The organism is Microcystis sp. CS-574, assembly GCF_028329095.1.
GTDB lineage: Bacteria > Cyanobacteriota > Cyanobacteriia > Cyanobacteriales > Microcystaceae > Microcystis > Microcystis ichthyoblabe_A.
In genome coordinates, this window is sequence record NZ_JAQMSY010000034.1 from 1 (window position 1) to 16,891 (window position 16,891).

At 43.8% G+C, this 16,891-nt stretch carries 17 protein-coding genes and 3 pseudogenes; 14 read left to right on the forward strand and 6 right to left on the reverse strand.

Annotated elements, in window-relative coordinates; genetic code table 11:
- The 6 genes from PN470_RS02570 to PN470_RS02595 all read left to right on the forward strand — a co-directional run.
- A partial coding sequence (locus PN470_RS02570) for a transposase (RefSeq protein WP_193746259.1) occupies window positions 1-163 on the forward strand: 163 nt, incomplete at its 5' end.
- A 152-nt stretch (window positions 164-315) separates the two neighbouring features.
- Window positions 316-1,194, forward strand: a complete 879-nt coding sequence (locus tag PN470_RS02575; RefSeq protein ID WP_271935830.1) for an Hpt domain-containing protein — start codon at window positions 316-318, stop codon at window positions 1,192-1,194.
- Window positions 1,195-1,555: 361 nt separating this feature from the next.
- Window positions 1,556-3,541: a BamA/TamA family outer membrane protein gene (locus PN470_RS02580; protein WP_271935831.1), complete on the forward strand. Its 1,986-nt coding sequence runs from the start codon at window positions 1,556-1,558 to the stop codon at window positions 3,539-3,541.
- Window positions 3,542-3,647: 106 nt separating this feature from the next.
- The gene (lpxC, locus tag PN470_RS02585) at window positions 3,648-4,460 is read left to right on the forward strand and encodes a UDP-3-O-acyl-N-acetylglucosamine deacetylase (RefSeq protein ID WP_002738636.1); all 813 of its coding nucleotides are present in this window, start codon (window positions 3,648-3,650) and stop codon (window positions 4,458-4,460) included.
- Between the two features lie 560 nt (window positions 4,461-5,020).
- On the forward strand, window positions 5,021-5,314 hold the full coding sequence (locus PN470_RS02590) for a nucleotidyltransferase family protein (RefSeq protein WP_002738918.1): 294 nt from the start codon (window positions 5,021-5,023) through the stop codon (window positions 5,312-5,314).
- Window positions 5,311-5,646 carry a HepT-like ribonuclease domain-containing protein gene (locus PN470_RS02595; protein WP_002739256.1) on the forward strand — a complete coding sequence of 112 codons (336 nt, stop codon included), beginning with the start codon at window positions 5,311-5,313 and terminating at the stop codon, window positions 5,644-5,646. The genes PN470_RS02590 and PN470_RS02595 overlap by 4 nt, the downstream gene beginning before the upstream one ends.
- Window positions 5,647-5,785: 139 nt before the next feature.
- Here PN470_RS02595 and PN470_RS02600 read toward each other — a convergent pair.
- Window positions 5,786-6,616: pseudogene (locus PN470_RS02600) on the reverse strand (Rpn family recombination-promoting nuclease/putative transposase).
- 149 nt (window positions 6,617-6,765) lie between these two features.
- On the reverse strand, window positions 6,766-8,217 hold the full coding sequence (gene gatA / locus PN470_RS02605) for an Asp-tRNA(Asn)/Glu-tRNA(Gln) amidotransferase subunit GatA (RefSeq protein WP_002739155.1): 1,452 nt from the start codon (window positions 8,215-8,217) through the stop codon (window positions 6,766-6,768).
- 135 nt (window positions 8,218-8,352) lie between these two features.
- Here gatA and PN470_RS22305 point away from each other — a divergent pair.
- The 3 genes and pseudogenes from PN470_RS22305 to hetL all read left to right on the forward strand — a co-directional run.
- Window positions 8,353-8,506 (forward strand): annotated as a pseudogene (locus tag PN470_RS22305) (DUF6398 domain-containing protein); the annotation flags it as partial.
- A 106-nt stretch (window positions 8,507-8,612) separates the two neighbouring features.
- Window positions 8,613-8,975, forward strand: a complete 363-nt coding sequence (locus tag PN470_RS02610; protein WP_002738764.1) for an ArsR/SmtB family transcription factor — start codon at window positions 8,613-8,615, stop codon at window positions 8,973-8,975.
- A gap of 52 nt (window positions 8,976-9,027) precedes the next feature.
- Window positions 9,028-9,690, forward strand: a complete 663-nt coding sequence (gene hetL, locus PN470_RS02615; RefSeq protein ID WP_271935829.1) for a heterocyst differentiation pentapeptide repeat protein HetL — start codon at window positions 9,028-9,030, stop codon at window positions 9,688-9,690.
- 321 nt (window positions 9,691-10,011) lie between these two features.
- On the opposite strand, the gene PN470_RS02620 is transcribed toward hetL, so the two are convergent.
- From PN470_RS02620 to PN470_RS02630, 3 genes are read right to left on the reverse strand one after another with little or no spacing between them, the layout of a single operon-like run.
- Complete coding sequence (locus PN470_RS02620; protein ID WP_002739211.1) at window positions 10,012-10,149, reverse strand: photosystem II reaction center protein K; 138 nt, start codon at window positions 10,147-10,149, stop codon at window positions 10,012-10,014.
- Window positions 10,150-10,199: 50 nt separating this feature from the next.
- Window positions 10,200-11,324 (reverse strand): tRNA guanosine(34) transglycosylase Tgt, encoded by a 1,125-nt coding sequence (gene tgt / locus PN470_RS02625; RefSeq protein WP_002738723.1) that lies wholly within the window; start codon window positions 11,322-11,324, stop codon window positions 10,200-10,202.
- 45 nt (window positions 11,325-11,369) lie between these two features.
- Window positions 11,370-11,831, reverse strand: coding sequence for a hypothetical protein (locus PN470_RS02630; RefSeq protein ID WP_002738355.1), 462 nt, complete (start codon window positions 11,829-11,831; stop codon window positions 11,370-11,372).
- Between the two features lie 463 nt (window positions 11,832-12,294).
- Between PN470_RS02630 and PN470_RS02635 the strand changes: the two are divergent.
- The 3 genes and pseudogenes from PN470_RS02635 to PN470_RS02645 all read left to right on the forward strand — a co-directional run.
- Window positions 12,295-13,055, forward strand: a pseudogene (locus PN470_RS02635) (RNA-guided endonuclease InsQ/TnpB family protein); the annotation flags it as partial.
- A gap of 59 nt (window positions 13,056-13,114) precedes the next feature.
- Entirely contained in the window at window positions 13,115-14,548 is a 1,434-nt protein-coding gene (locus tag PN470_RS02640) for a TM0106 family RecB-like putative nuclease (RefSeq protein WP_272103575.1), read from the forward strand.
- A gap of 102 nt (window positions 14,549-14,650) precedes the next feature.
- Entirely contained in the window at window positions 14,651-14,893 is a 243-nt protein-coding gene (locus PN470_RS02645; protein ID WP_002738501.1) for a hypothetical protein, read from the forward strand.
- 10 nt (window positions 14,894-14,903) lie between these two features.
- Here PN470_RS02645 and PN470_RS02650 read toward each other — a convergent pair whose 3' ends face one another.
- Complete coding sequence (locus PN470_RS02650; RefSeq protein ID WP_002738992.1) at window positions 14,904-15,284, reverse strand: hypothetical protein; 381 nt, start codon at window positions 15,282-15,284, stop codon at window positions 14,904-14,906.
- 240 nt (window positions 15,285-15,524) lie between these two features.
- Here PN470_RS02650 and mtnB point away from each other — a divergent pair, with 240 nt between their 5' ends.
- Both mtnB and PN470_RS02660 read left to right on the forward strand, forming a co-directional pair.
- Window positions 15,525-16,130, forward strand: coding sequence for a methylthioribulose 1-phosphate dehydratase (gene mtnB / locus PN470_RS02655; RefSeq protein ID WP_271935827.1), 606 nt, complete (start codon window positions 15,525-15,527; stop codon window positions 16,128-16,130).
- Between the two features lie 333 nt (window positions 16,131-16,463).
- Window positions 16,464-16,891, forward strand: a 428-nt coding sequence (locus PN470_RS02660; protein ID WP_272103573.1) for an RNA-guided endonuclease InsQ/TnpB family protein, incomplete at its 3' end; no start/stop codon positions are given.

The window sequence follows — 16,891 nt, forward strand, 5'->3', positions numbered from 1 at the left end:
CTGGTTTGGAGAAATCATTAGTTATTTCGAGCGAAGGACAACTAATGGGGTGGTCGAGGGAATCAACAATAAACTTAAACTAATAAAACGGAGAGGCTATGGCTTTAGAAACTTTCGGAATTTTTGGGTTAGAAGTATGTTGTCTTGGCATCTTGTCTGTTGATTTAGCATAAAGAGTAACGAAGAGCCAGAAAAATGGTATTAACTTGTCCCCGTCGGGTCTAGTTTTCCTAGCCATTGCCTGATAAGTGATATATTTACTGAAAAACTGGGCAATCTAGAACTAAACAGCATCGTGATAAGGGGGATAAGACTTTGGACTCTGCTAACGCTCAGAAAATTCTCGGCTATTTCATCGAAGAAGCAAAAGAACACCTGGAAACTTTAGAACAGGGTATTTTAGACTTAGGCAATCTCGTCAACAACAACGAACAGATGAACGAGATGTTTCGTGCCGTCCATTCCGTCAAGGGGGGGGCGGCCATGTTAGGTTATGGTAGTATCCAAAAAACTGCTCACCGTCTTGAGGATGCTCTTAAAATACTGAAAGAAAATCCTCTAGAAGTCGATCAAAAATTAGAGTCTTTGTTCCTCAAGGGTTATGATCTGCTTCAGGTATTAATCGATAAGCTGCAGGAGCCCTTAGGTTTGCAAAGCGAGGAAGCTAACGCCATCGTTAAAAACGGTGAAGCGACTTTTGCCGAATTACAGGCCCATCTTAACTATCTTCTCGGCCAGGGAAAATCTACCTCTGCTATTGCGGCAGCCCCTTCTATCTCCATTAGCGTCAGAGATATCCTCAAACAGATGTTACAACTGTTTAAACAGCAAGAAACCAGCGCTTCCCGTCAGCAATTACAAAAATTAATTTCATCTCTGTCTCAATTGGCTTCAGAACAGCAACAATGGCAATATTTAGTTAAAAATGCTCAATCGGCTCTGGCTAACCCCAAACATTCCTACCGTACTCTCGCCCCAGTTATCATTAAAGAATTAAAACAAGCCAGTGATTTATTAGCATGGGGTCGCGGGGAAGAAATCACCGTCAGTCAAGAATTGCAATTATTAGCCACCGCCAAATTACCACAAATCCTGATTACCCTAGAACCCGAATTAGCAGCTAGTACCCTGCGGCAAATGTTCAATCGCCAACAGGTCTCGCAACTGGTACAGTTATTACAAAAAAGACGTTAACAGCTGCCCTGGCGTAATTAATTGTGCGCCAACCGAGGTGGCAATAATTCTCGATGGTGAATTGGGATAGAGCCAAACCAGAAAAAGCTAAGATATGGCAAGATAAAAACTTAATGCTGACGGCTGACAAATATCAGACCTGAGGCAGCATCTCTTGAATCACCGGTCAAGCTGGGATTTACTGAGAGTAAGCGATCTGCTAGAGTTTTAACGTTCGTTAAATTTCTCGGGCAGAGAAAACAAACAAAACCATAATGGTGTTACTGGGTGTGTGGAAGTGCTTAAAAATCTCAATTTTTCGAGGCGATACTCCTCGCTGGCCCTGCTGCTGGCTATTTTCGGATTATTTCACGGGACGGTCATGGCCGAAGAAGAACCCCCAGAGACGGTTTTTCCCCGCGTCGAGCAGCTAGTACAGTCTCCTCCTGCGACCGGAGAAACTACTCCACCCGTGGCACCACCGACGGAAACTCCGACGGAAAACCCAATCCCTCCGGAAACTCCCACCGCAGCTCCACCGGCACCGGCGGAGGAGTCGCGGGTTTTGGTGGCTGAAGTGGTAGTACAAGGGGCTAATCGAGAATTAGAAAATCTAGTTTATAACACCATTCGCACCCGACCCGGACGAAGCGCGACTCGATCGCAATTACAAGAAGATATTAACGCCGTTTTTGCCACGGGCTTTTTTGCCGATGTGCGGGCAGTTCCCCAAGATACGCCCCTAGGAGTGCGAGTTACCTTTGAGGTGCAACCTAACCCCGTTTTTCAGGGTGTACAGATTCAAATTGCCCCAGAAACCGTGGACAAATCGATTTTACCTGCCGGGGTGGTCGAGGAAATTTTCGCTAGTCAATACGGCAAAACCCTGAATTTACGGGAACTACAGGCGGGGGTAAAAAAAATCAATGACTGGTACAGCAAAAACGGCTATGATCTAGCCCAGGTGATCGGTGCGCCGCAAGTCAATCCCGATGGTCGGGTGATTCTGGTCATTTCCGAAGGTTTAATCGAAAAAATTCAAGTACGTTATTTTAACGTCGAACAGGAACCAGTCAAGGCTAAAACCAGAGAATTTATCATTACTAGGGAAATGCGCCTAAAAGCGGGGGATATTTTCAACCGCAATACGGCCCAACAGGATTTACAGCGTGTTTTCGGTCTCGGTTTATTCGAGGATGTGCGTCTGTCTTTTTCCCCCGGCAGCGACCCAAGGGAGGTGATTGTTAACGTCGATGTGGTGGAAGGTAATACGGGTTCCCTAGCCGCTGGGGGTGGTATTAGCTCGAATGCAGGCTTATTCGGCACTGTCAGCTATCAGCAGCGCAATTTTGGCGGTAATAACCAAACTTTAGGGGCAGAAGTTCAGTTAGGGGAACGGGAATTTTTATTCGATCTGAGTTTTTCCGATCCTTGGATTGCCACGGATAATTTCCGTACTTCCTACACGGTCAACGTTTTCCGGCGACAGTCGATTTCTCTAGTTTATGATGGGGAAGATTCCTCAATTCGGACGCTTAACGATAATGATAGTCCCCGTATCGTCCGGACGGGTGGCGGTATTACTTTTGTCCGTCCTTTGGCCCCTGATGTGTTTACGAAACCAAAATGGGTGGTTTCCCTAGGCTTTAACTATCAACAGGTACAGGTGCAAAATGCCAATGGTGACATCTCCCCCCTGTCTGCACCTCTCAATGGTTTTGGCAGTCAAAAACTGGCGTTTAGTTCCTCTGGGACCGATGATCTACTTTCCCTCAATATTGGCGCTATTCAAGATTTTCGCGACAATCCCCTGCAACCCACCAGTGGTTCTTTCCTGCGTCTAGGTTTAGAACAAACTGTCCCGGTTGGTTCTGGCAGTATTTTCGGAACTCGTGTTCGGGGTAGTTACAGTTACTTTATCCCCGTTCGGTTTATTAATCCCTTTAATCTCTTTGAAACCGATATTTTTAAAGGTCAGCAATCCCTAGCTTTTAATGTGCAAGCAGGGACAGTATTAGGCGACTTACCCCCCTACGATGCTTTTATTGTTGGGGGTAGTAACTCTGTACGGGGTTACGCCGAGGGAGAAGTGGGTAGCGGTCGCAGTTATTTCCAAGCGACGGCCGAATATCGTTTTCCCATTGTGGCAATTATCGGAGGGGCATTATTTGTCGATTTCGGCACTACTATTGGTTCCCAAGGTGATGTCCCCGGTCAACCCGGTATTGTCCGGGATTTACCCGGTACTGGTCTCGGTTACGGTTTAGGTGTTCGGGTACAATCTCCTGTCGGCCAAATTCGGGTTGACTACGGTTTTAATGTCGATGGTAGTTCTCGTATCCATTTCGGTATCGGGGAACGATTCTAATCAGTTATCAGTTATCAGTTATCAGTTATCAGTTATCAGTTACCAGTTATCGATGAATTTAGTTATTTTTGCTGTTCACTGATAAAAGCTTTATTACTTGATAATTATGGTTTCTACTATCTCTAAACAATTTGAATTATCGGGAATTGGACTGCATTCGGGGGAGATAACACGGGTGCGCGTCTGTGGGGCAAATCCAGGAGAAGGACGTTATTTTGTCCGCAGAGATCTAGCCAATCAACCGATTATTCCCGCTCTAGTTTCTTCGGTTTACCAAACGACTTTATCAACAGAATTGGGACGAGGAGAAGCAAAGGTTAGAACTGTTGAGCATTTATTAGCGGCCTTAACCGCTTTGGGGGTAGAGGATGCTCGCATTGAGGTGGATGGTGCGGAAATTCCCCTCCTCGATGGTTCGGCCAAAATCTGGGTGGAAGCGATCAAAAATGCTGGTTTAAATAACTCTTTTTCTCCATCAGATTTAACCATTTCTCAACCGATTTGGTTGTACGAAGGGGATGCTTTTGTGGCGGCGATTCCTTCCCCTGAATTACGTTTTACCTACGGCATCGATTTTACTTATAAACCGATCGGTAATCAATGGTATAGTTGGAGTCCTAATCAAGAAAGTTTTCAAAATGCGATCGCAGATGCTCGGACTTTCGGTTTTGCCGATCAAATTGAATATCTGCAAAAGGCTGGTTTAATTAAAGGAGGCAGTTTAGAAAATGCTTTGATCTGCGATCAAAATCAATGGTTAAATCCTCCTTTACGCTTTGATAATGAGCCAGCAAGACATAAATTATTGGACTTAATTGGTGATTTGAGTTTACTGGGAACCATTCCCACCGCTCATTACATGGCTTTTAAAGCCAGTCATAAACTTCACGTTCAACTAGCTAAAGCAATTCAGGGTTAATTAGGGTTTGCGGCAAAAAGTTTTTCGTGGGGGTAGGGTGGAGGGATTCCCCTTCCCTTAATTCCTCGAGATAAAAACGTAAAATCCTGCCTGAGTTGATTAACTCCCCATAACGAGCAGTATTAACATTTAGTTTAAATGCTCCTCGTGGGCATTTGCCACGATTAGCATGGAGAGACTGGTATCTTGAAGAATACGAATGTCTGTTTTAGGGTATGGTCTTCTTTTTTTATTGTATAGTTTAATCGCCGTCTTGTCGCTTTGGTTTGGTTAAAGGCAAGAAACCCAACACTATCGGAAGCAAGATTAAATAGGGTATGATGGACGTTGGATAGAAGGGTTTAATGAAAGTGCAAGGGTTTTAAGTCCCTCAGATCGATTCCTCAACCTTTGTTTCTTGCACTTTTTTTGAAAAAAAAGCACATAACCCTTTTCTAGTAAAGCTTTTACCAATATTCAGCAAGCCCTAAATAAAGAGTGAGAAACAAACTAAATCCCTACCCCAAGAATCGGTACAAGGAAGCTTTTTTCGACAAAATTTATCGCAAACTAAGTAGATCATGAAAATTGACGAATTACTCAAGAACAAACGAGAAAAAATCCTTGCTATTGCTGCTAAACACGGCGCAAATAACGTGCGAATCTTTGGTTCTGTTGCACGGGGAGAAGCTGACGAAAAAAGCGATATTGATTTATTAATTGATTATTGTAGCGAACGTCGGAGTCCCTGGTTTCCCTTGCCGTTAATTCGAGAACTGGAAGACTTGTTAGGCTGCAAAGTTGATATTGTTACCGAACAGGGACTTAAAGATAGGATCAGAGAGCGCGTACTTAAAGAAGCAATACCACTATGAGGGATGATACCGAACGCTTGCGGGATATTTTAGAAGCAATTGAGCGTGTAGAAAAGTATGCTCGACAGGGAAAAACCGTGTTTGAACAACAAGAATTAATTCAAACTTGGATTGTCTATCATTTACAAATTATTGGTGAAGCAGCTAGAGCAACTTCTCAAGAATTTAAAGCAAGATATACCGCAGTTCCTTGGCGAGATGCCAGCGATCTAAGAAACTTAACTATTCATGAATATTTTCGTATTAATCTAGAGATTATTTGGGATATTGTTGAAAATGATATTCCTCCTCTAAAAGGACAAATCGAAGCTATTTTACAGGAATTTATTTGACTAAACCCAACCCAATTACTTAAGTGTTGGGTTTCACTATCGTTCAACCCCACCTACTTTATTCTTCGATTTACTTGATGGCTACCGGCAAAAGATAGCCACCAGCAATTATATTAATTTATCAAAGTTTGAACTTTTCCTATTCCCCTTGAGTCGCTTGTCTAACCTGTTCGATCTCTAATTCTAAAGCTTGTGCTATCTGTTCAAAGTTTAATCCTAAGGCCAATAAGCGAGGAATAGAGGCTAATTTTGCCGCTAATTCGCCTTCTTGTCGGCCTTCCTCTCTACCTTCCTCTCTACCTTCCTCTCTACCTTCCTCTCTACCTTCCTCTAAAGCTTCCTGATACACTTTAGTTTGTTTTAAATCGCTTAAACTAAACATCGCTTCTATCTACTTTCTACTGACTTGGGGTAACTTATAAACCAAGATTGTCTCTATCAATTCTAAAAGTTCTTGCTGTTGTTTGAACTTAGGGAATTCTTGTCTAATCCGTGGAATTAATTGTTTTCCCTGCTCGATCGCTCTGGCGGTTGGTGCTATAATTAATTGTAACATCGATATTCCCAGGGATTCCCCTTCTCTTAATTCCTCGAGATAAAAACGTAAAATTCTGCTGGAGTTGATTAACTCCCCATAACGAGCCGTCTCTACGCTTTCCACTGAACGCCGAGGATAAATAACTACTCCCTGCCAGTTGTTGCTTAAGTCCGTTTGGTGGAGATAGAGGAAGATTTCACTAAAGAAACGGGAATAAAACCTATTATCTTTCTGAAATTGTACTTCTAGGAAATAAATAGGCTGATTGGGTGTATCAGGCAAAAAAACTCCATCGAGACGAAAGGACAATTGTTTAACTTCCACCGAGGAGAATTGATAAGAATTGGCGGTTTCGGGGGGAAGGTTCAACAAATCAAAGAAACAAGCGGGAAATCTTTGTAAGAGTTGATAGAAAATACTGTCAGTTTTCACGCAATTAAACTCAAAAAGAGGCCTCCAGTTTAGCAGCAGTTTTTTATTGTGTTCTTCAGGAAGCTCCTGTTTTTGAGCAATTGGGATGACGAAGTAACAGCTTTTTCGGTAACTTGTCCCCAATTAAGAGATAGCCACCGGCAATTGTATCAATTTGTAAAAGATGGTTGACGTTTGTGCCAATCGGTGGCCTGTTCGTAGGCGTGGGCGACGTGAAATAATTGATCTTCGCGCAGCACATTACCCACTAATTGTAAACCAATTGGCAAACCTTGCCCATCAAAACCGCAGGGAAGACTTAACCCGGGTAAACCGGCTAAATTGACGGGAATAGTCATTAAATCCGATAAATACATACTCAGAGGGTCCGCCGTTTTTTCCCCAGCTTTAAAGGCTGTGGTCGGTGAAGTGGGAGAAACTAACACATCTACCGATTGAAAAGCTCGATCGAAATCCTCTTTGATCAAAGTCCTCACCTTTTGCGCTTTCAGGTAATAAGCATCATAATAACCCGCCGAGAGGGTATAGGTTCCCAACATAATCCGGCGCTTGACTTCCGCACCAAAACCCTTGGCGCGAGTCTTGGTGTACATATCAATCAAACTATCGGCATCTTCCCGAATACCGTATTTAACCCCATCGTAACGGGCTAAATTCGCTGATGCTTCCGAGGGGGCGATAATGTAGTAGGTGGGCAATCCGTAACGGAAACGGGGACAGGAAATCTCTTTAATTGTGGCACCGAGGGCCTTTAACTGCGCTAAAGCTTGATTAACTGCCTCGGCAACCACCTGATCCAACCCTTCCCCGAAAGTTTCCTTAATTACGCCAATTTTTAGCCCTTTTAAACTGGTTTTCAGGAATTGGCTATAGTCGGGAATCGGCAGATTGAGACTGGTGGAATCTTGGGGATCGTAACCTGCGATCGCTTGTAATAAAATCGCCGCATCTTCTACGGTACGACCAAAGGGACCGATCTGATCGAGAGAAGAAGCGTAAGCCACTAAACCAAAGCGAGAAACTAAGCCATAGGTCGGTTTTAGCCCGACAACGCCACAAAATGAAGCCGGTTGACGAATTGACCCCCCGGTATCCGATCCTAGGGCCACCACGCATTCTTGAGCGGCCACAGCCGCAGCCGAACCCCCGGAAGATCCCCCCGGCACCCGGGATAAGTCCCAAGGATTAGCAGTAACGTGATAACCGGAGTTTTCCGTGGAACTACCCATGGCAAACTCGTCTAAATTGGTTTTACCGACGATAACTGCCCCTAAATCCCGTAATTTTTGGGTAACGGTGGACTCGTAGGGGGGGACAAAATTCTCTAAAATCCGAGAAGCGCAGGTGGTGGGGATACCCTTGGTGCAGAGATTATCTTTTAGCGCGATGGGAATACCTGCTAACAGATGCAGAGATTCACCTCTGGCGATTTTCTCGTCCACTTTTTGGGCTTGTGCGAGGGCTAAATCCGGGGTTAAATGGAGAAAGCTTTTTACTTGTGGTTCGATCGCTTGAATACGAGCGAGAAATTCTGTGGCGATTTCGACGGCTGTTTTTTCTTTATTAACGAGTTGTTGATGCAGTTGACGAATCGAAGTCATGTTCAGTTACCGGTTACAACCACCGTCAGGAGCAAGCAACAACCCCGGACAGCAAAGACTATTTTAGCGTCAGTTTGGCCGTCGGTCAGCTAATCCCCTAAAATTAAAGGCAGGCCTCGCAGGAAAACTAGAGTTATGACTTTTAATATCCGACAATTAGATAATTTAGACTACACACCTTGATCGAGTTGGCTATCTCTATCAAGGTTATGCCCTTAGTACCATGACTAAGGCAGATGTGCAAATCTTAATGGAGAAGATTTTACCGCTCTCGATCGAGCTTGCAGACTAGACTCTAGTTACCTCTCCAGTTAAACTATAGTAGTCAATAGTTATAAAGTTTTAAACGATCACCTATTGTCAGCCTTTTTAACTGGTCACTTTATTACCTACCTATGTTAGACAGTTTCTCCCCCCAAACCTCTAGCGTCGTCCTCGCTTCCGTGGCGGACTATTTCAAAGTCCTGTCGGAAGTCAGTCGCCTACAGATTCTCAGTTGCTTGCAATTAGGCGCGATGAATGGTAAAGAAATCGCTGAAGCTACCGGACTAGGTCAAGCCAATCTCTCCAAACACCTGAAAGCTTTAACCCAAGCGGGAATTATCTCGCGGCAACCCCAAGGAGTCAGCGTTTACTATCAAATTACCGACCCCGTGATCTATGATCTCTGTCAGGTGGTTTGCGATCGCATTAGTCAGCAAATGCGTCAACGGGCCCGGGAATTCGAGAGTCTGCCGGCTTTCCATCTCCCTAAATAAAAATCGCTAAACCCTTGACATTTTGCCTCAATTATGATAAGGAAAAATTTCCATGCTCGTAGAAAAACTTTGTCAACGCTATCGGGAGGGAGAAAGAGATTTTCAGGGGATTAATTTGCGGGAAGGCGACTTAACTAATATTTCCCTCCCAGGAGTCAATTTTTGCCGTGCAGATCTGCGACAGGCCCGGTTAGGAAAAATACGCCTTGCGCGATCGCTGCTGAGGGAAGCGGATTTAAGTGAGGCGATTCTCTGGGGAGCAGATTTAAGTCAAGTGGACTTTTATCGAGCTTGTTTACGCGATGCGGACTTAAGCGGAGCTAATCTCATCGAAGCCAATTTAGAAGCCACTTATTTAACCAAAGCCGTCTTAAACGGTGTTAATCTCAACAGTGCTAATCTCCAGCAGGCCCTATTAATCGATACGGATTTTCGCTCCACTTCCGACCAACGCACGGACTTGGGCAAAACTAACTTTTGCGGAGCCGATCTCAACTATGCTAATCTGAGCGGATCCCTGTTATATCGAGCCAATTTCGCTAATTGCCGACTTTGCCGGGTTAATTTTCGTGCTAGTCCCGAAAGAGACGGATTTATCACCGATCTCACCGGGGCCAGTTTCCGGGGTGCGGATCTCAGTTATGCGGATTTGCGCGGGGCAATTTTAGAAGATGTGGACTTAACTGGTGCTGATTTAACCGGGACTTTGTTTTAATCTGGGAAGCTTTTTCAGTAAATAGTAATCAGTAAACAGTAAGCAGTGAAAAGACAGCAGTGTTAATGTCATTTCGTACTCCTCACTTAATACCACTCACTTAAAACTCAAATCTGATAACAAGGGCCGAATCTCAGACCTAATTGGTTAAGCTAAAAGCTTTGATGTGCTTAGTATCTAACCTTCTTTTGAGGTAGGAGAATTGTCAGATTCTGTCTTTTGCCTCTTGCCTGTTGCCTCTTGCCTTCAGAAGCTGATAACTGGTTACTGATAACTGATCACTGATAACTGCTCACTGATAACTGATAATTGAAAGTCGATTTATTTAAAACCGACGGATGCTTGCCAAACAAAGGCCAGCAAGAGGAAAAATAGGGGAATCAGGGGCAACACATCGACTAGGGGGTCGAAAATTTGGTATGCTTCCGGCAATTTGGCGAACAAAAGTGCAGTTTCCATCTCTCTATCTACCTTGACAAGAAAATTTTTAAACGTTTCCTGAAATTTTATCACGTTGGGGTAACATCTACGGCATCCTCAAGCCAAGGGGCAAAATCTTGGGCAAAAGTCCCCCCTAAGATAGATTGACGAATTTCACGGGTAAATCTGATTAATTCGGCGATATTGTGCAGAGATAAGAGAATATAACCCAACATTTCCCCCGATTTAATTAAATGATTCAGATAGGCACGGCTAAAGTGTTGACAGGTGTAACAGGGACAAGTCTCGTCTAAAGGGGCGAAATCCTCCTTAAAACGGGCATTTTTGAGGTTCCAACGCTCTCCCCGCACCAAAGCTGTGCCATGGCGACCAAAACGGGTGGGAATAACGCAATCAAACAGATCTATGCCACTAGCGATCGCCTTGGCCATTTCTCGATAGGTTCCCACTCCCATCAGGTAACGGGGTTTATTTTCGGGGAGTAAAGGGGCAGTTATCTGGACAATGCGATGAATTAGGCTCGTTTCTTCCCCCACACTCACGCCACCGATGGCATAACCGGGTAAATCGAGTTTTACTAAAGATTGCGCCGCCGCTGCCCGTAAATCCTCATAGATTCCCCCTTGGACTATGGCGAATAAAGCCTGTTCTTGAGGTCGTTGATGGGCCGTCAGACAGCGCTCTAACCAGCGATAGGTGCGTTCTATAGATGCTTTCATGGTCTCATGACTGACTCCCGTGGGGGGACATTCATCGAAGGCCATAATCACATCAGCACCGAGGGCATTTTGAATCTGAATCGATTTTTCTGGCGTGATTTCGATTATTCTACCGTCCCGGGGCGATCGAAAGGTGACTCCCGACTCTTTAATTTGCCGCAGTTGACTAAGGCTAAATACCTGAAATCCACCCGAATCTGTTAATATTGGCTGATTCCATGCCATAAAATCGTGTAAACCTCCCGCTTTCTCGATGATACTTTCTCCGGGCTGCAGATGCAGGTGATAGGTATTAGCGAGAATCATTTGCGCTCCCGTGCTGGCGATTTGAGCGGGGGTCAAACCTTTCACTGTGGCCAAAGTTCCCACAGGCATAAAACGGGGTGTTTCTACCGGTCCGTGGGGAGTATGCCAAACCCCAACCCGCGCACCAGTTTGGGGACACTGGGCGATTAATTCAAAGGAAAATCCCACTGTTTCAGTTATCAGTTATCGGTTATCAGTATTTTTGCTCGCTGCCTAAAAGGGGCAATCGTTGTCGTCTTCGTCTTCAAACTGCACATCCCACTTAGCAGAAAGAACCTGAGTAACCATAGCTTCAAGGGTATCGGCATTGAGACGGGCTTTCATATCGGGATCTTGCAGTGGATTACTCAGGGGAATTAGCCGTAATTGCCGATTGTCTTGAACCAGATCAAAATAGGTTTCACCGTCGGGAGAGCGGGTTAGACGCAGATAATCGAAGCTATAGGTATTCAGATAAAGACTGTAGTTAGCAACTAGGGTGCTTTGCTGATAATCGGCGAAAACTTCCACTATCCATCCCTCTCCTTCACTCTGAATCACCCCTTCGAGACTATGGATGTAGCGAACTCGTCCGATATCATCGAGGAGACGACGCATATCTTCTTTAGCGATGACCACGCCAGAATCAATAATACAGGGGGCGGGCAGGGGCTGTGAGGGCGGATGATAGTTCATAGGGATTGCCAGTAAAAAAATTTCCGTTAATAACCCACCGGAGGGGTTTCCACCGATTCCTGTTGCAATTTTTTTCGGGTTACGTCTCGATCTTAACCCAATCCGCTAGAACTTTTCACTGTTACTTAAGATTAAGACCGAAGAGGGATGATTAATTTCTGCTTACTAAATATTTACCTAAAATGTCGGCTTGAAGGAACCCTCGGTTTTACCCTATCCCTTATGGATAACTTTCTTAACAATTTTGTCAGTAAGCACTCCAACCCTTATCCTGACTTGATTTCAGTTTTTTCTTTGTCAGTAAGGGTGTCAACAAGGAATATTACAGATTGTTAACCGAATCTTGAAAGCGCTGTGGTACAAAGGGTTGAAATGTTAAGAAAGATGTGACTAATGGACAGGGTTTTACCGAGGGATGAAAGGCCAACCAGTATAGAACAGCACTTCGACACATTTCGACTGCCAGCTAATGCTAAAACTCGATATTAGAGATATAACCCCACAATTAGAGCCTACTAAAAAATGTGTAGGTTTAGACGTGGGACTAAAAGATCTTGATGCTGACAGCAACGGGAATACAGTAGAGCCTCCTAAGTATTATCGAAAATCAGAAAAACGCCTTAATAAACTGAATAGAAGAAAGTCGAAAAAGTTTAACAGAAGACAAAAGCAGTCAATAACTACAAAAAAGCTAGACAAAAGTACGCCAAGGGAGATTTTAAAGTAAGTAGGCAGCGAGAAGAGTTTGCTAAAAAATTGGCACTCCGTTTAATTCAGTCAAACAACTTGATAGCTCAGGTCGATTTAAAAGTCAAAAACCTTGTGCGTAATCAAAAACTAGCCAAGAGTATTAATGACGCAGGTTGGTCGCCATTAAGAAAATGGCTTGAGTATTTTGGTATTAAATATCGCCGATTAACTATTGCAGTTAATCTAGCCTATACAAGTCAAGAATGCCTTAACTGTGGTCGGTTAGTCAAAAAGTCTCTATCAGTCAGAACTCATGTTTGTTTGTGTGGGTATATGGAAGATAGGGACAAGATGGCGGCATTAAATATACTCAAAAAAGCTACGATAGGGCATATTGGAAACTGGCACCTCGACTTGCGCTCAGTTTGGGGAGATTTAAGCTCTATCTTGGTTGGTAGTAATACGGCTCGAGTGAGCCTTACCGAACTCCTACCAAGACAACTTAAGTCAATCAACCAAGAATCCCTCGCATGATTGCGATGGGAGTGTCAACTCACTGGTCCAGGAAAGCTTAACTTTTCTCCTTGTATATAATGCTACTGACCGATGATCTACTTCTAGACTACCAACGTTGTCAACGCCGTGGGTTTTTAAATCTCTACGGCAATAGCCAAGAAAAAGACCCTGAGCGAGATTTTTTGCTTAAATTGCGTCAGGAGAGTCAAAGTCACGTTAAAAAAGTCCTGCAAGACTCCTATCCCGATTATTGTTCCCTGACTACTCCCAGCACGGATATTTTAGCCGCCGCTAGGGAAACGGAAGCTTTGATGGGTCAGGGGGTACCCTGTATTTATCACGGAGTCCTTTTACAATCCGGCTATCCCGTCTCTTTAACCGGTTCCCCCCATTTATTAATTAAACAGACAGGAGAGTCGAAATTTGGCGATTGGATTTATTATCCCCTCAATATTCAACTCGGTCGCCGTCCTAAGCCTGAATATAAGATGCTGGCTACTTTTTACGCCTATTTATTAGCCAGTATGCAGGGAGTTTTTCCCAGTTATGCCGAAATTGTCCTACGTCGTCATAATCGCTATCGGGTGGAATTGAATCTCTGGTTAACTAAACTAGAGGAAATAATCAAAAAGTTCGGCGAAATGGTGATTAATCGGCAAGAACCAGAAGTTTTCATCTCGCGTCAGCGTTGCAGTTTATGTCATTGGTATAGTCACTGTTATGGTATCGCCCAAGCGAGTCAACATCTTTCTTTAGTCCCGGGGGTAACTCCCAGTCGTTACCAATTTTTACAGTCTTTGGGGGTTTCCACCATGGAATCCCTGGCACTTACCTGTCCTACTCGTACGCGGGAGGGGATGGGGTTAGAGGTGGCTAATCAGTTACAATTACAGGCCCAAGCAATTATTGAAAATCGGGCCTTTCGCAAAAGCAACGGCAAAACTGCCTATTTGTCCCCCCTACCGAGGGCCGAGATTGAATTTTATTTTGACATCGAAGCGGAACCAGAACAGAATTTAGATTATCTTTTGGGGGTTTTACGGGTTGACCATCGAGTTAATACCCAGCAATTTTATCCCTTTTTGGCAGAAAAGCCAGAAGATGAAGGCAGGATTTGGCAGGAATTTTTAACCTTAGTCATGCAGGATTATCAAGCACCAATTTTTCACTTTTCTGAGTACGAAGTGGAAACAATTAAACGATTAGGTTATCTTTATAAAACCCCTTCTTCTTTGATTAATCAGTTAGTTTCTCGCTGTTTTGATCTGCACTATCATGTAGTTAACTCGGTAACTTTTCCCGTGGAAAGTTATTCTTTAAAATCCCTGGCTAACTGGATTGGCTTTCAATGGCGCGATCGAGGAGTAAGCGGGGATCAATGCGTTTGGTGGTATGACCAGTGGTTAAAAACAGGAGATCGGACTTTATTGGCGGCTATTTTACGTTACAATGAGGATGATTGTCGCGCCACCTTTAGGCTAAAAGACTGGCTTGTAAACTTTTTCATTTGATTCTAAAGATTTATGACAAATAGGGAAGAATGTAACCGCTGCTACCCGTAGCCGTCAAGGGAAAATGATAGGCTATGGATGTGAAAACAGTCCCCTCACCCAATGGTGATCCCCATGTTCTCCCCACTTTTTCCGCTTCTACTCCTACTGCTTTCCTTCCTTAGTCTTCTCTGGTATCAAAAGACCGATAATGATATTTTTAAAGCTCTTGCCGTTAGTAGTTTGATTTTTGCAATTATTTGGGGCTTAGTTCTCGTTCATTGGTCAATTCACCTGCTGGGACTGCTGTTATTGTTAAAATTCAGAACCCCCGCTTTCAGTTTGGTGCGCGTGCCTAGATGGTGATGGTTTGACCCTAATCTTCTAACTGTTGGCTAGGTACTTCGATCGCCTGTACATCGATCGTACCGGGAGGGGTGAGAATAATAAACTTACCCCCTGCCACTTTTAATGGTTCACCACAGTTAGGACATTGGCATTCCGTGCGATTAAAACCCGTAAATTCGTAGCTACAGACGGGACAGCTATCTTCAACTAAATTGCGTCGCAACCACCAGCGAAAAATTCCCCAAGCAATCACAGGGGAAAATATCAGGAATGCCACGAGAATTAAAAAACTATTGACTAACCAACCCAGTCCGATCGAGCCTAACAACAATCCGACTAAAATCAAAGATAAGAAACAACCCAAACCAGAATCATTGACAGAATAGCTGCGGAAAAAGTTGTTATTCACGGCTCAACCCTCGATTCATCAAAGCTGCAATTATCTTTAACCTAACACACTCCCAACACATTGCCACGGTTAAATTTTCTTTTTGACTCACCGGTTCCTCACTCTATTCTGCCTTGGCTTTAGTTTTGAGCGAGATTATCCGGAATAAACTACCTCAACCCGCTATGCTGAGGAGTGGGTCGTCTGCGGGCTTCAACTTGTTATAATAGTTACTCCCTATCCACCATATCTCTAAAAACCATGAGTGATCCTCGTTTATCTCTAGTGGCAGCTGCCCGAAGATTTTATCAACTGGGTTGGATGCTTGGCACGGCAGGTAATTTGTCCGCTAAAGTTGATGATCATAGTTTTTGGATTACTGCCAGTGGTAAAAGTAAAGGTAAACTCACAGAACAGGATTTTGTGCGCGTGGATCTGACGGGAAAAGTCAGAGAATTAGCTCATCGGGATAATCGTCCTTCGGCCGAAACTAGCATTCATCAGGTGATTTATCGTCTCTTTCCCCAAGCGCAAGCTTGTTATCATGTCCACTCGGTGGAAGCGAATTTAGTTTGCCGTTTTGCTTATCTGGGTAAGTTATCGTTACCTCCCTTAGAAATGTTGAAAGGTTTAGGTATTTGGGTAGAAAATCCCCGAGTATTTATGCCAGTTTTTGCTAACTATCTCGATGTGCCGAAAATTGCCGCAGAAATAGAAAGTAGATTCTCAACTTTCCCCCCAGAAATTCCCGCTTTACTGATTTCTGACCATGGCGTGACGGTGTGGGGTGAGTCTCTAGAAACTACCGAGAATTATTTAGAGATAGTTGAGTATATTTTTCGTTATCTAGTGTTAGGAAGGATTTAAACCGCTTATTCTTAGATTAGCCGAACTTCCCCCAATCCCTTTACTGTTGCCTTTTGCCTCTTGTCTTTTGCCTCGTCTCAACAAGCAATTTAAATTACGAACAGCTTCGCTATCTAGTGGCAGCCTATCAGTTGACACTGTCGTGCTTCGCTGTTCTATGCTGGCGGAACCTTTCATCTCCGAGGTGAAACCGAGAGTTCCTTCAAGCCGACATTATAGGTAAAACCTTGTTAAACCTTCATCGAAAATTTGGTTCTGAAACCCCGTCGTTCTACGACGGCTTTACTGTTAAATATGAGCATCGTTTACGAAATATATGCTAAAATGTGAGATATGGAAAAAGCCTATTCTTACCGATTTTACCCCACACCAAAACAAGAGTCGCTATTGCGGCGCACTTTGGGCTGTGTAAGATTAGTTTACAACAAAGCTCTCCACGAACGAACACAAGCTTGGTACGAAAAGCAAGAAAGAGTAGGCTACGCTCAAACTTCTTCAATGCTAACCGATTGGAAAAAGCAAGAAGAATTAAACTTTCTCAATGAAGTAAGCTGTGTACCTTTACAACAAGGGTTAAGACACCTACAAACAGCTTTCACTAATTTCTTTGCTGGTCGTAATAAGTATCCTAACTTTAAGAAAAAACATCAAGGAGGAAGTGCCGAATTTACCAAATCTGCTTTTAAATTTAAAGACAAACAAATCTATTTAGCTAAATGCACAGAACCTTTACCTATTCGATGGTCAAGACAAATACCAGA